This window comes from Streptomyces sp. NPDC055243, assembly GCF_044544025.1.
Taxonomy (GTDB): Bacteria; Actinomycetota; Actinomycetes; order Streptomycetales; family Streptomycetaceae; genus Streptomyces.
Window position 1 is genome coordinate 165,637 of record NZ_JBITWR010000012.1, and the last position, 13,041, is coordinate 178,677.

Here is a 13,041-nt window from a genome sequence, read left to right on the forward strand (position 1 = left end):
GAACGTGCCTTGTCGTTGTTGTCCATCGGTGGAGCGAAGCCCGGCGGTTCCGTGTGCCGGTGTGCGCGGAGGTCAGCCGCTCACACCGCGGCCGAGCTCCCACAGCTGCAGGTTCGAGGAGGAGTTGAGGGCCCACTCGACACCCGTGATGTCGTCGCGGGCGGCGATGTACTGCTTGCCCTGCCAGAGGGGAAGCACCGGCACGTCCTCGGCGACGATGTCCTGGATCTTCTTGATGCTCTTGGAGGCGGTGAGCCGGTCCGCCTCACGGCGCGAGTGCGGGAGCAGCTCGTCGTTGATGGTGCTGTTCACGTACGGCGAGCCGAGGATGTTGTCCTTGTCCAGGAACGGCGTGAGGAAGTTGTCGGCGTCGGGGAAGTCGGGGAACCAGCCCATCCCGTAGACGTCGTACGCGCCCTTCTGCTCGGCGGGGCGGAAGGTGTTCCAGTCGGTGCCCTTGATGGACACGTCGAACAGGCCGCTCGCGTTGAGCTGCTTCTGCAGGACCTGGAACTCCTTCTTGGTGCCCGGGCCGTAGTGGTCCGTCGTGTAGTGCAGGGTGAGCTTCACCGGGGTGCTGATGTCGGCCTTCTGGAGCACGGTTCGGGCCTTGGCCGTGCTCGGGTTGCCGTACTGGTTGAAGAACGAGTTGGTGTGGCCCGTGATCGTGGCCGGCACCAGGGAGTAGAGCGGCTCGGCCGCGTCGCCGTAGACGCCGGACGCGAGGGCGCCGCGGTCGATGAGCTGCGCCATCGCCTGACGGACCGCCTTGGACTTGACGGTGGTGGCGTCCGTGTTGAAGCCGAGGTAGCGGATCTCCAGGCCGGGCGTCTCGACCAGCTCGATGTTGTTGCCCGGGTCCGCGTCGAGCTGCTTGATCTGCTCGGGCGACATGGTGCGCGTCATCATGTCGAGGTCGCCGCTCTTGAGTGCCTCGCCCATGGCGTCGGCGGACTCGTAGGTGCGCATCTCGATCTTGTCGCTCTTGGGCTTCAACACGCCCTTGTAGTTGGGGTTCTTGGAGAACACCGTCTTGACGAGGTCGTTGCCCTCGACCTCTTGCTTGGCCGTGTAGGGGCCCGAGCCGTCCAGGTCGAAGCCGTCGCGCAGCTTGTTCTTGGCGTAGTGGTCCGAGCTGATGATGCCCGCGATGGGCGTGGCCAGCTTGTACGGGAACGTCGCGTCGGGGCTCTTGAGGTGGAAGACGACGCCCCGGTCCCCCTTGGTCTCGATCGCGTCGACGTTGGACACCATGCCGGCGGAGCCGCTGGGGTCCTTGATCTTGATGTCCCGCACCCGCTCGATGGAGAACTTCACATCGGTGGCGGTCAGCGGCTCGCCGTCGGCGAACGTCAGGCCCTTGCGCAGCGTGCACTCGTAGCGCTCGTTGCCGGTGTCGGTGAAGCCGCATCTCTCGGCGGCGTCGGGCTCCGGCTCGCCGCCGCCGCGCGGAGCGGCCATCAGCGTCTGGACCGTCTGGCGCACGACGTTCCAGGAACCCGCGTCATAGGCGTACGCCGGGTCGAAGGGGGCCGGGATCTCGGGTGAGGTGGAGAACCGGTCCGTGGTGCCGACGGTGATCGCGTCGCCTCCCCCGCCGTCGCCCGCCCCGCCGCACGCCGCGAGCGCGGGAGCGAGCAGACCTATGACGGCCGGCAGCACCAAAGTCTTACGGTTCATGCTCGTCGTTCTCCAGAGCTGTTGGTCCCGTCCGGACCGGCAACGAGGGGTGGGGGAAGTCGGTCCGTGGGGGCAGGGCGATGTTCTCGCGACGACATTAGTCCGCACCACCAGGAGGGCCGGAAGGTACCGGAGTTGACCCTCAATCACGCAGCGAAACCGGGCGCGGACGCACCGATAACCCGACACGGGAAGGTTTCGTCAGGTTCCCCTCAATCGGGACACAACGCCACTCCACAACTCACCCAAATCGGAGGCCCGGCACAGCCGTGACCGACTGTCGACCCCCTATGAAGTGGGAAAGGTCACATCTTCAACTGTTCAGCGCTTTTCAGCCATCAGGCCGTGCAGGAAGGGCAGGTTGACGTGTTCGAGGGACGGGACGACGGTCCTGCCGGACGCCGCGGCGATGGGCGCGACGGAGGGTACGGCCACGACCCGGCAGCCCGCGGCCTCGGCCGCCGCGACGCCGGTCGCGGTGTCCTCGATGACGGCACATCTGGCCGGTTCCGCGCCGACCCCGGCCGCCGCGAGGAGGTACGGGTCGGGGTGCGGCTTGGTCCGGGTCACCTCGTCGCCCGCGACCGTGAGCGCGAAGTGGTGGGCCCCGATCGACTCGAGCACCCGGTCGATGATGCGCCGGTGCGACGCGGAGACCAGTGCCATCGGCACCTCGTGCGCCGCGAGTTCGGCCAGCAGCCTGGCGGCGCCCGGCATCAGCGGCAGGGCGCGGCCGATGCGGTTCTCGAAGCCGTCGTTGAGCAGCACGGTCAGCTCGGGGACCGTGATGTCGGCGCCGGTGGACGCGATGAGGAAGCCGGCGCTGCGCGTCATGGGACCGCCGACGACGACGTCACGCCAGGCCTCGTCGAGCGTATGTCCGAGTGCGGCGAAGACCTCGACCTCCGCGTCCCACCAGAACCCCTCGGTGTCCACGAGTGTTCCGTCCATGTCGAGGAGCACCGCCTGCAGGGCGGAGCCTTCGGCCGTTCGGGTACCGAGCGCGGGAACCGTACTGGTCATCCGGGCACACCTCCATGAGGGACGAGAAGGCCGGCTGCTCCCTTTTGACGGGGGAACAACCGGCCTGCGCTGGACCGACAAGTGTACGACTTGACCGCTTAGCGCGCGTTGAAGTATTTCGCCTCGGGGTGGTGGATGACGATCGCGTCCGTGGACTGCTCCGGGTGGAGCTGGAACTCCTCGGAGAGCTGCACGCCGATCCGCTCCGGCTCCAGGAGCTCGGCGATCTTCGCGCGGTCCTCCAGGTCGGGGCAGGCGCCGTAGCCGAGCGAGAAGCGCGCACCGCGGTACTTCAGGTCGAACATGTCCTCGACGGCGTCGGGGTCCTCGCCCCCGAAGCCCAGCTCGGCGCGGACACGCGCGTGCCAGTACTCGGCGAGCGCCTCGGCCAACTGCACGGACAGGCCGTGCAGTTCGAGGTAGTCGCGGTAGGAGTCGGCGGCGAACAGCTCGGCCGTGGCCTCGCCGATCTTCGAGCCGACGGTGACGACCTGCAGGCCGACCACGTCGGTCTCCCCCGACTCCTCCGGGCGGAAGAAGTCCGCCAGGCACAGGCGCCGTCCACGGCGCTGGCGCGGGAAGGAGAAGCGGGTGCGCTCGTTGCCCTGGTCGTCCAGGATGATCAGGTCGTCGCCCTTGGAGACACAGGGGAAGTAGCCGTAGACGACGGCCGCCTCCAGCATGTTCTTGGTGTGCAGCTCGTCCAGCCAGCCGCGCAGGTGGGGGCGTCCCTCGGTCTCGACGAGCTCCTCGTAGGTGGGCCCGTCGCCCTTGCGGGCCTGCTTGAGGCCCCACTGGCCCTTGAACAGGGCGCCCTCGTCCAGCCAGGAGGCGTACTCCTTGAGCTGGATGCCCTTGACCACGCGGGTGCCCCAGAACGGCGGGGTGGGCACGGGGTTGTCGACGGAGGTGTCCGAGCGGGCGGGGCCCTCGTCCTCGGTGACCTCCACGACGGGGGTGTCCCGCTTGGGCACGCGGCGCTGCTTCAGCTCGGGGAGGGTGGCGCCGGGGACTCCGCGCTTGACCGCGATGAGGGCGTCCATCAGCCGCAGGCCCTCGAACGCGTCGCGGGCGTAGCGGACCTCGCCCTCGTAGATCTCGTGCAGGTCCTGCTCGACGTAAGCCCGGGTGAGTGCCGCGCCGCCCAGGATCACCGGGAAGTCCGCGGCCATCTTGCGCTGGTTGAGCTCCTCCAGGTTCTCCTTCATGATCACGGTCGACTTGACCAGGAGGCCCGACATGCCGATCACGTCGGCGCTGTGCTCGGCCGCGGCGTCCAGGATGGCGGCGACCGGCTGCTTGATACCGAGGTTGACCACGTTGTAGCCGTTGTTGGACAGGATGATGTCGACGAGGTTCTTGCCGATGTCGTGGACGTCGCCGCGCACGGTGGCAAGGACGATGGTGCCCTTGCCCTCGGAGTCCGACTTCTCCATGTGCGGCTCCAGGTGGGCCACCGCGGTCTTCATCACCTCGGCGGACTGCAGCACGAACGGCAGCTGCATCTGGCCGGACCCGAAGAGCTCGCCGACGACCTTCATGCCCTCGAGCAGGGTGTCGTTGACGATGTCGAGCGCCGGGCGGGTCTGAAGGGCCTCGTCCAGGTCGGCCTCCAGCCCCTTCTTCTCGCCGTCGATGATGCGGCGCTGGAGACGCTCGTCCAGCGGGAGGGCCAGGAGTTCCTCGGCCTTGCCCTCCTTCATCGACTTCATGTTGACGCCCTCGAACAGCTCCATGAGCTTCTGGAGGGGGTCGTAGCCCTCGGCGCGGCGGTCGTAGATCAGGTCGTGGGCCGCCTTGACCTGCTCCTCGTCCAGGCGCGCGATCGGCAGGATCTTGGAGGCGTGCACGATCGCCGAGTCCAGGCCCGCCTTGACGCACTCGTCCAGGAAGACGGAGTTCAGCACGACGCGGGCGGCCGGGTTGAGGCCGAAGGAGATGTTCGACAGGCCCAGGGTGGTCTGCACGTCCGGGTGGCGGCGCTTGAGCTCGCGGATCGCCTCGATGGTGGCGATGCCGTCCTTGCGGGACTCCTCCTGGCCGGTGCAGATGGTGAAGGTCAGGGTGTCGATGAGGATGTCGGCCTCATGGATGCCCCAGTTGCCGGTCAGGTCGTCGATCAGGCGCTCGGCGATGGCCACCTTGTGCTCGACGGTGCGGGCCTGGCCCTCCTCGTCGATGGTCAGCGCGATCAGCGCGGCACCGTGCTCCTTGGCAAGGGCGGTGACCTTCGCGAACCGGGACTCGGGGCCGTCCCCGTCCTCGTAGTTGACCGAGTTGATGACCGCACGGCCGCCCAGCTTCTCCAACCCGGCCTGGATGACCGGCAGTTCGGTGGAGTCCAGGACGATCGGCAGGGTGGAGGCGGTGGCGAACCGGCCGGCCAGCTCGGCCATGTCCGCGACGCCGTCGCGGCCGACGTAGTCGACGCACAGGTCGAGCATGTGGGCGCCCTCGCGGATCTGGTCGCGGGCCATCTCCACACAGTCGTCCCAGCGGCCCTCCAGCATGGCCTCGCGGAACTTCTTCGAGCCGTTGGCGTTCGTCCGCTCGCCGATCGCCATGTAGGCGGTGTCCTGGCGGAACGGCACGGTCTGGTAGAGCGAGGCGGCGCCCGGCTCGGGGTGCGGCTCGCGGCGGGTGGTCTGCACGCCGCGCACCCGCTCCACCACCTGGCGCAGGTGCTCGGGCGTGGTGCCGCAGCAGCCGCCGACCAGGGACAGGCCGTACTCACGGACGAAGGTCTCCTGGGCGTCGGCCAGCTCCGCCTCGGTCAGCGGGTAGTGGGCGCCGTTCTTGCCGAGGACCGGCAGGCCCGCGTTGGGCATGCAGGAGATCGGCACGCGCGAGTGGCGGGCCAGGTAGCGCAGGTGCTCGCTCATCTCGGCCGGGCCCGTGGCGCAGTTCAGGCCGATCATGTCGATGCCCAGCGGCTCCAGCGCGGTGAGCGCCGCGCCGATCTCCGACCCGAGCAGCATCGTGCCGGTGGTCTCCACGGTCACCGAGCAGATCAGCGGCAGGTTGGTGCCGGTGGCCTCCAGGGCGCGGCGGGCGCCCAGGATCGCGGACTTGGTCTGCAGCAGGTCCTGGGTGGTCTCCACCAGGAGGGCGTCGGCGCCGCCGGCGATCATGCCTTCGGCGTTGATCTGGTAGGCGTCGCGCAGCGTCGTGTACGGGGCGTGGCCCAGGGTCGGCAGCTTGGTGCCCGGACCCATCGAGCCGAGCACCCAGCGCTGCTGACCGGTCTTCTCGGTGAACTCGTCGGCCACCTCGCGGGCGATGCGGGCACCGGCCTCGGAGAGCTCGAAGTTCCGCTCCGGGATGTCGTACTCGCTCAGGGCCGCGAAGTTCGTGCCGAACGTGTTCGTCTCCACGCAGTCGACCCCGACCGCGAAGTACTCCTCGTGGACCGAGCGGACGATGTCCGGGCGGGTCACGTTAAGGATCTCGTTACAGCCCTCGAGGTTCTGGAAGTCCTCGAGCGTGGGGTCCTGTGCCTGGAGCATCGTGCCCATCGCACCGTCGGCCACCACCACCCGGGTGGCTAGGGCTTCACGGAGGGCATCGGCTCGGGTTCCCTGCGAGGAACCGGACGAGGGGTTAGGCAACGAGGCCATGAAAGAGCTCCCTGAGGTGCGACGGCTGTCGGCTTTGCGCTTCGGTGGAAGGCGCACTCGGTCAGGGTAGCGGGACGAAGGTCCACAGCGTGCGAGTGTTCACGAGCCGGACGCCCGGCCCTGTCGGCGGTCCCTGTGAGGGCGTGTGGTGCGGGGCGCGATGGAGAGACGGCGAGAAACGGCGGGAAACGGCGAGCAACGACGAGAAACGGCGAGAAACACCGCCTGCCGCTCTGTCGCGGGAGGTCGACAACGACCGATAGTGTTCAGCATTGTCGAACGTTGGAGTCAGAGGGGACGGAGGAAGGGGCTGCGATGGCACGGAACATCCAGTCGCTCGAGCGGGCGGCCGCGATGCTGCGGCTGCTCGCGGGCGGAGAGCGACGGCTGGGCCTCTCGGAGATCGCGTCCGCCCTTGGCCTCGCCAAGGGCACGGCCCACGGCATTCTGCGCACCCTGCAGGCGGAGGGATTCGTCGAGCAGGACTCCGCGTCGGGCCGCTATCAGCTGGGCGCCGAACTGCTGCGCCTGGGCAACAGCTACCTGGACGTGCACGAGCTGCGGGCCCGCGCCCTGGTGTGGACCGACGACCTGGCCCGCTCCAGCGGCGAGAGCGTCTACCTCGGCGTGCTGCACCAGCAGGGCGTCCTGATCGTGCACCACGTCTTCCGGCCCGACGACAGCCGCCAGGTCCTGGAGGTCGGGGCGATGCAGCCGCTGCACTCCACGGCCCTGGGCAAGGTGCTCGCCGCCTACGACCCCGTGGCGCACAGCGAGGCCGCCGAGGCCGACTGGCAGACCTTCACCACGCGCACCGTCGTGGACCCCGAAGCCTTCGAGGACATCCTCGGCGTGACCCGCGCCCGTGGGTACGCCGCCGACGTCGAGGAGACCTGGGAGGGCATCGCCTCCGTGGCCGCCCCCATCCACGACCGGCGCCGCATGCCGGTCGGTGCGGTCGGCATCACCGGCGCGGTGGAACGGGTGCAGAAGGACGGGGAGCTGCGGCCCGATCTGATCGCGGCCGTACGGGACTGCGCCCGCGCCGTGTCGCGGGACCTGGGCGCCGGGCGCTTCTAGCCCTGCGCCGCCCCCCTCCTGCCCCCTCCTGCCCGCCCCTCCTGCCCTCCGCCGCACCTCCGCCGCCCTCCACCGTCTACGCCACATGCCCCCTGCTCAACATGCAGGGGGCACTCTTCTGCGCGACCATCGATGCACGTGTTTCACCCCGTGGCGACTCCTGCCGCTATCGATAACCCGGAACGATCAATAACGATCGTGTTTTCAATAACAGAGCTCTTGACGGGCAAGTAACCCCGGGGTGAGACTCGCGTCCATCGGTCGGCATTGTCGAACACCTACCGGCATTACGCGCTAGAGTGTGACAAGGCCAAGGGCCGGCAACGACCTCACCTGAGGTCGCGAACCACCGGTGGGACCCGGGGTTCGCCTTCCCCTGGACGAAGGACAAAGGAGTCGCGGGTGTCCAGCTCCGACATCTTCATCGGCGAGACCATCGGTACCGCCATACTCATCCTGCTCGGCGGCGGCGTGTGCGCCGCCGTCACGCTCAAGGCCTCGAAGGCCAAGGACGCAGGCTGGCTCGCGATCACCTTCGGGTGGGGCTTCGCGGTGCTGACCGGCGCCTACCTGGCGGGTGGCGTGTCAGGCGCCCACCTCAACCCGGCGGTCACCGTCGGGCTCGCCATCGAGGGCGGCACCAAGTGGAGCGACGTTCCGCTCTACCTCGGTTCGCAGCTGCTCGGCGCGATCATCGGCGCGATCCTGGTCTGGCTCACGTACATGGGCCAGTTCAAGGCGCACCTCACCGACCCGTCGATCCTCGCGGCGCAGCCGGCCGACGAGGGCCTCGTCGACCAGAAGGCCGCGCCCAAGGCCGGTCCGGTGCTCGGCATCTTCTCGACCGGTCCCGAGATCCGGAACTACGCGCAGAACGTGCTGACCGAGGTCATCGCGACCGTCGTGCTGGTTCTCGCCATCCTCACCCAGGGCCTGAACGACAACGGCAACGGCATCGGCGTCCTCGGTGCGCTGATCACCGCGCTCGTCGTCGTCGGCATCGGTCTCTCGCTCGGTGGCCCCACGGGCTACGCGATCAACCCGGTCCGTGACCTGGGTCCGCGCATCGTGCACTCCCTGCTCCCGCTGCCCAACAAGGGCGGCTCGGACTGGACCTACGCATGGGTGCCGATCGTCGGCCCGCTGATCGGCGGCGCCATCGCGGGCGGTATCTACAACATCGCGTTCAAGTAGGACCGCGACAGATACCGACGACCGCCCGAGACAGACCGCCGAGCAAGAAATCAGGAGCACACCGTGACCACGGACGCACACACCGCCGGCCCCTTCATCGCGGCCATCGACCAGGGCACCACCTCGAGCCGCTGCATCGTCTTCGACAAGGACGGCCGGATCGTCTCGGTCGACCAGAAGGAGCACGAGCAGATCTTCCCGAAGCCGGGCTGGGTCGAGCACGACGCGAGCGAGATCTGGACGAACGTCCAGGAGGTCGTCGCCAGCGCCATCTCCAAGGCCGGCATCACCCACGAGGACATCAAGGCGATCGGCATCACCAACCAGCGTGAGACCACGCTGCTCTGGGACAAGAACACCGGCGAGCCGGTGCACAACGCCATCGTCTGGCAGGACACCCGCACCGACGCCCTGTGCAAGGAGCTCGGCCGCAACGTCGGCCAGGACCGCTTCCGCCGTGAGACGGGCCTGCCGCTCGCCAGCTACTTCGCCGGTCCCAAGGCCCGCTGGCTGCTCGACAACGTCGAGGGCCTGCGCGAGCGCGCCGAGGCGGGCGACATCCTCTTCGGCACCATGGACTCCTGGGTCATCTGGAACCTGACGGGCGGTGTGAACGGCGGCCGGCACGTCACCGACGTCACCAACGCCTCCCGCACCATGCTGATGAACCTGCACACCATGAAGTGGGACGAGAAGATCGCCGAGTCCATCGGCGTCCCGATGTCGATGCTCCCCGAGATCCGCTCCTCCGCCGAGGTCTACGGCGAGGTCACCGGCGGCAAGCTCGGCGACATCCTGGGCGGCATCCCCGTCGCCTCCGCGCTCGGCGACCAGCAGGCCGCCCTCTTCGGGCAGACCTGTTTCGCCAAGGGCGAGGCCAAGTCGACGTACGGCACCGGCACCTTCATGCTGATGAACACCGGTGAGTCGGCCATCAACTCCTACTCGGGCCTGCTGACCACCGTCGGCTACCAGATCGGCGACCAGAAGCCGGTCTACGCCCTCGAGGGCTCCATCGCCGTCACCGGTTCGCTGGTGCAGTGGATGCGCGACCAGATGGGCCTGATCAACTCCGCCGCCGAGATCGAGACGCTCGCGTCGTCGGTCGAGGACAACGGCGGTGCCTACTTCGTACCGGCCTTCTCCGGCCTCTTCGCCCCGTACTGGCGTTCCGACGCCCGCGGTGTGATCGCCGGTCTCACCCGGTACGTCACCAAGGCGCACATCGCGCGCGCCGTCCTGGAGGCCACGGCCTGGCAGACCCGTGAGATCACCGACGCCATGACGAAGGACTCCGGCGTCGAGCTCACGGCCCTCAAGGTCGACGGCGGCATGACCTCCAACAACCTGCTGATGCAGACGCTCTCGAACTTCCTCGACGCGCCGGTGGTGCGCCCGATGGTGGCCGAGACGACCTGCCTCGGCGCCGCCTACGCCGCCGGCCTCGCCGTCGGCTTCTGGTCCGGCACCGACGAACTGCGCGCCAACTGGCGCCGGGCGGCGGAGTGGACCCCCCGCATGGACGCGGACACCCGCGCCCGTGAGTACAAGAGCTGGCTCAAGGCCGTCGAGCGGACCATGGGCTGGATCGAGGACGAGGAGTAAAGACATGACCACCCTGCAGAGCGTCCCTGCCCTCGGGACGCATCCGGCTGCCGGTTCCAACCCGAGCCGCGCCGAGACCCGGGAGCAGCTTTCCAAGGCGACGTACGACCTCCTGGTGATCGGCGGCGGAATCCTGGGCATCTCCACCGCCTGGCATGCCGCGCAGTCGGGACTGCGGGTGGCTCTGGTGGACGCCGGTGACTTCGCCGGCGCCACCTCCTCCGCCTCCTCCAAGCTTCTCCACGGCGGTCTGCGCTACCTGCAGACCGGCGCGGTGAAGCTGGTCGCGGAGAACCACTTCGAGCGTCGCGCGGTGTCGCGCCAGGTGGCCCCCCACCTGGCGAACCCGCTCACCTTCTACCTGCCCGTCTACAAGGGCGGCCCGCACGGCGCCGCCAAGCTGGGCGCGGGCGTCTTCGCCTACTCGGCGCTCTCCGCCTTCGGCGACGGCGTCGGCCACCTGCTCAGCCCCTCGAAGGCCGCGCAGGACGTGCCGGAGCTGCGCACGGACAACCTCAAGGCCGTCGCCGTGTACGGCGACGACCAGATGAACGACTCGCGCATGGCCCTGATGACGGTCCGCGCGGCGGTCGAGGCCGGCGCCGCCGTCCTCAACCACGCCGAGGTCACGGGCCTGCGCTTCACCAAGGGCCGGGTCACGGGCGCGGAGCTCAAGGACCGCATGGACGGCACCGAGTTCGGCGTCGACGCCCGCCTGGTGCTGAACGCGACCGGACCGTGGGTCGACCACCTGCGCAAGATGGAGAACCCCGACGCGGCCCCCTCCATCCGCCTCTCCAAGGGCGCGCACCTGGTCCTCAAGCGCACCGCCCCCTGGAAGGCCGCGCTGGCCACGCCGATCGACAAGTACCGCATCACGTTCGCCCTGCCCTGGGAGGACATGCTCCTGCTCGGCACGACCGACGAGGAGTTCGAGGGCGACCCGGCGGACGTCAAGGTCACCGAGGCCGACACCGCGCAGATCCTGGACGAGGCCGCGTTCTCCATCCGCGACCAGCAGCTGTCCCGCGATCTGATCACGTACTCCTTCGCGGGCCTGCGCGTGCTGCCCGGCGGTCCCGGCGACACCTCCAAGGCCAAGCGCGAGACGGTCGTCACCGAGGGCGCGCGCGGCATGCTCTCCGTCGCGGGCGGCAAGTGGACGACCTTCCGCCACATCGGCCGTACGGTGATGAAGAAGCTGGAGTCGCTGCCGGGCCACCCGCTGGGCGACGACTACGAGCCGATCTCGCAGCTCCAGAAGCGGCTGCCGCTGCCCGGCATCGCCAACCCGCGCGCGGTCGCCCACCGGCTGCTCGTCGACGGTCCGGCGCCCGGCCCGCGCATGGCCGCCGACACCGCCAAGCACCTGGCGACGCACTACGGCTCGCTCTCCTTCGACATCGCCCGCCTTGCGAACGAGAACCCGGCGCTGGCCGAGCGCGTCTCGCCGGACGCCCCGGAGATCTGGGCGCAGGTCGTCTACGCCCGCGACCACGAGTGGGCCGAGACGGCGGACGACGTCCTTCGCCGCCGTACGACGCTGACGATCCGCGGCCTGGCCACGGACGACGTCCGCGCCAAGGTCCAGGACGTGCTCGACGGCAAGTAGTCGCACCTGGTCACGTGCTGAAGGGCGGCTCCCCGCGGGGAGCCGCCCTTCGGCGTTCGCGGGGCGGCGCGTCCCGGTGCGCCGCCATGCCGCGTACATACGCGTGCAATACGGCACCGGGAGAGTGGGACCATGAAGTTCCAGGTCCTGTCGATCATCGGCCATGCGCCGCACCCCCTGACCGGCCAACTCGCCACGTCCGCCGACCGGTTGGCCGACGTCATCGAGGTCGGCGTGGCCGCCGAGCGGCTCGGCTACGACGCGTACGCCGTGGGCGAGCGGCACGCGGGCGCCTTCCTGTCGTCCAGCCCGACGGTCGTGCTCGGCGCGCTCGCCGCACGCACCACGCGCATCAAACTGCTCACCGGCGTCACCGTCGTGGCGATCCTCGACCCGGTGCGGGTCGCCGAGGACTACGCGACGCTCGATCAGATCTCGCGCGGCCGGATCGAGTTGGTGATCGGCAAGGGTGCGGAGGCCGGGCACTTCGACCTCTTCGGGCTCGACGAGGAGCGGCAGTGGGATCTGCAGAAGGAGAAGTACGAGCTGCTCCGCCGTCTGTGGAGCGAGGAGAACGTCGACTGGGAGGGCGAGTTCAGGCCCGCCCTGAAGGACGTGACGACGGTGCCGCGCCCGTACGCGGGCCCGCCGCGCATCTGGCACGGCTCGGCGACCTCCCTCAACTCCCCCGATCTGGCGGCCAAGCACGGTGACCCGCTCTTCACCGCCAACGCCATCCAGCCGCGTGCCGCGTACGCCAGGCTGATCGCGCACTACCGCGAGCGGTTCGAGGAGTACGGGCACGATCCGGCGGACGCCCGGGTGGCGGCCGGCTCGGGCGGCCTCCTCATCGCGGACTCCGCGGAGCAGGCGGTCTCGCGCTACCGCGAGCTGTACGAGGCGAAGGTGCGCCAGACCTTCAGGCCGCATCTGGAGGGGAAGGCGGGCTACAACACCCCCTTCCGCACCATCGAGGACGCGATCGCCGACGGGCCGCAGTTCATCGGCTCCCCGCAGCAGATCATCGACAAGATCCTGGGCTACCACGAGGTGTACGGGCACGACCTGCAGTCCATCACCGTGGACGGCTTCGGCCTGGAGCGGGGCGAACAGATCGAGACGCTCCAGCGGTTCGCCGAGGAGGTCGCGCCGGTGGTGCGCGAGGCGGCGCCGTCCACGCTGTGGGACACCGTGTGACGGGTCCGGGCCGCGGGCTACGATCCGAAGACA

General features: G+C 69.2%; 8 protein-coding genes. 5 read left to right on the plus strand and 3 right to left on the minus strand.

What is annotated here, in order from left to right; all coding sequences use genetic code 11:
• Nucleotides 1-72: 72 nt before the first annotated feature.
• The 3 genes from ACIGXX_RS31085 to metH form a co-directional block, all read right to left on the minus strand.
• Nucleotides 73-1,680, minus strand: a complete 1,608-nt coding sequence (locus tag ACIGXX_RS31085) for an ABC transporter substrate-binding protein (RefSeq protein ID WP_361463139.1) — start codon at nucleotides 1,678-1,680, stop codon at nucleotides 73-75.
• Between the two features lie 321 nt (nucleotides 1,681-2,001).
• A complete protein-coding gene (locus ACIGXX_RS31090; protein ID WP_351165000.1) occupies nucleotides 2,002-2,703 on the minus strand; it encodes an HAD family phosphatase in 702 nt (233 codons plus the stop codon).
• A gap of 98 nt (nucleotides 2,704-2,801) precedes the next feature.
• The gene (gene metH / locus ACIGXX_RS31095; RefSeq protein ID WP_361463135.1) at nucleotides 2,802-6,320 is read right to left on the minus strand and encodes a methionine synthase; all 3,519 of its coding nucleotides are present in this window, start codon (nucleotides 6,318-6,320) and stop codon (nucleotides 2,802-2,804) included.
• Between the two features lie 315 nt (nucleotides 6,321-6,635).
• On the opposite strand from metH, the gene ACIGXX_RS31100 reads away from it, so the two are divergent.
• From ACIGXX_RS31100 to ACIGXX_RS31120, 5 genes are all read left to right on the plus strand, one after another.
• Complete coding sequence (locus tag ACIGXX_RS31100) at nucleotides 6,636-7,400, plus strand: IclR family transcriptional regulator (protein WP_351165002.1); 765 nt, start codon at nucleotides 6,636-6,638, stop codon at nucleotides 7,398-7,400.
• 402 nt (nucleotides 7,401-7,802) lie between these two features.
• Complete coding sequence (locus ACIGXX_RS31105; RefSeq protein WP_351165003.1) at nucleotides 7,803-8,594, plus strand: MIP/aquaporin family protein; 792 nt, start codon at nucleotides 7,803-7,805, stop codon at nucleotides 8,592-8,594.
• A gap of 63 nt (nucleotides 8,595-8,657) precedes the next feature.
• A complete protein-coding gene (gene glpK / locus ACIGXX_RS31110) occupies nucleotides 8,658-10,199 on the plus strand; it encodes a glycerol kinase GlpK (protein WP_351165004.1) in 1,542 nt (513 codons plus the stop codon).
• Nucleotides 10,200-10,203: 4 nt separating this feature from the next.
• Entirely contained in the window at nucleotides 10,204-11,811 is a 1,608-nt protein-coding gene (locus ACIGXX_RS31115) for a glycerol-3-phosphate dehydrogenase/oxidase (protein ID WP_351165005.1), read from the plus strand.
• A 132-nt stretch (nucleotides 11,812-11,943) separates the two neighbouring features.
• Nucleotides 11,944-13,008 carry an LLM class flavin-dependent oxidoreductase gene (locus tag ACIGXX_RS31120; protein ID WP_399980535.1) on the plus strand — a complete coding sequence of 355 codons (1,065 nt, stop codon included), beginning with the start codon at nucleotides 11,944-11,946 and terminating at the stop codon, nucleotides 13,006-13,008.
• Nucleotides 13,009-13,041 lie beyond the last annotated feature (33 nt).

What these genes read in the sequence shown, in the direction of transcription:
- ACIGXX_RS31090 (WP_351165000.1), bottom strand. Translation starts at nt 2,703, where the DNA reads ATGACCAGTACGGTTCCCGCGCTCGGTACCCGAACGGCCGAAGGCTCC.
- ACIGXX_RS31120 (WP_399980535.1), top strand. Translation starts at nt 11,944, where the DNA reads ATGAAGTTCCAGGTCCTGTCGATCATCGGCCATGCGCCGCACCCCCTG.
- metH (WP_361463135.1), bottom strand. Translation starts at nt 6,320, where the DNA reads ATGGCCTCGTTGCCTAACCCCTCGTCCGGTTCCTCGCAGGGAACCCGA.
- ACIGXX_RS31100 (WP_351165002.1), top strand. Translation starts at nt 6,636, where the DNA reads ATGGCACGGAACATCCAGTCGCTCGAGCGGGCGGCCGCGATGCTGCGG.
- ACIGXX_RS31115 (WP_351165005.1), top strand. Translation starts at nt 10,204, where the DNA reads ATGACCACCCTGCAGAGCGTCCCTGCCCTCGGGACGCATCCGGCTGCC.
- ACIGXX_RS31085 (WP_361463139.1), bottom strand. Translation starts at nt 1,680, where the DNA reads ATGAACCGTAAGACTTTGGTGCTGCCGGCCGTCATAGGTCTGCTCGCT.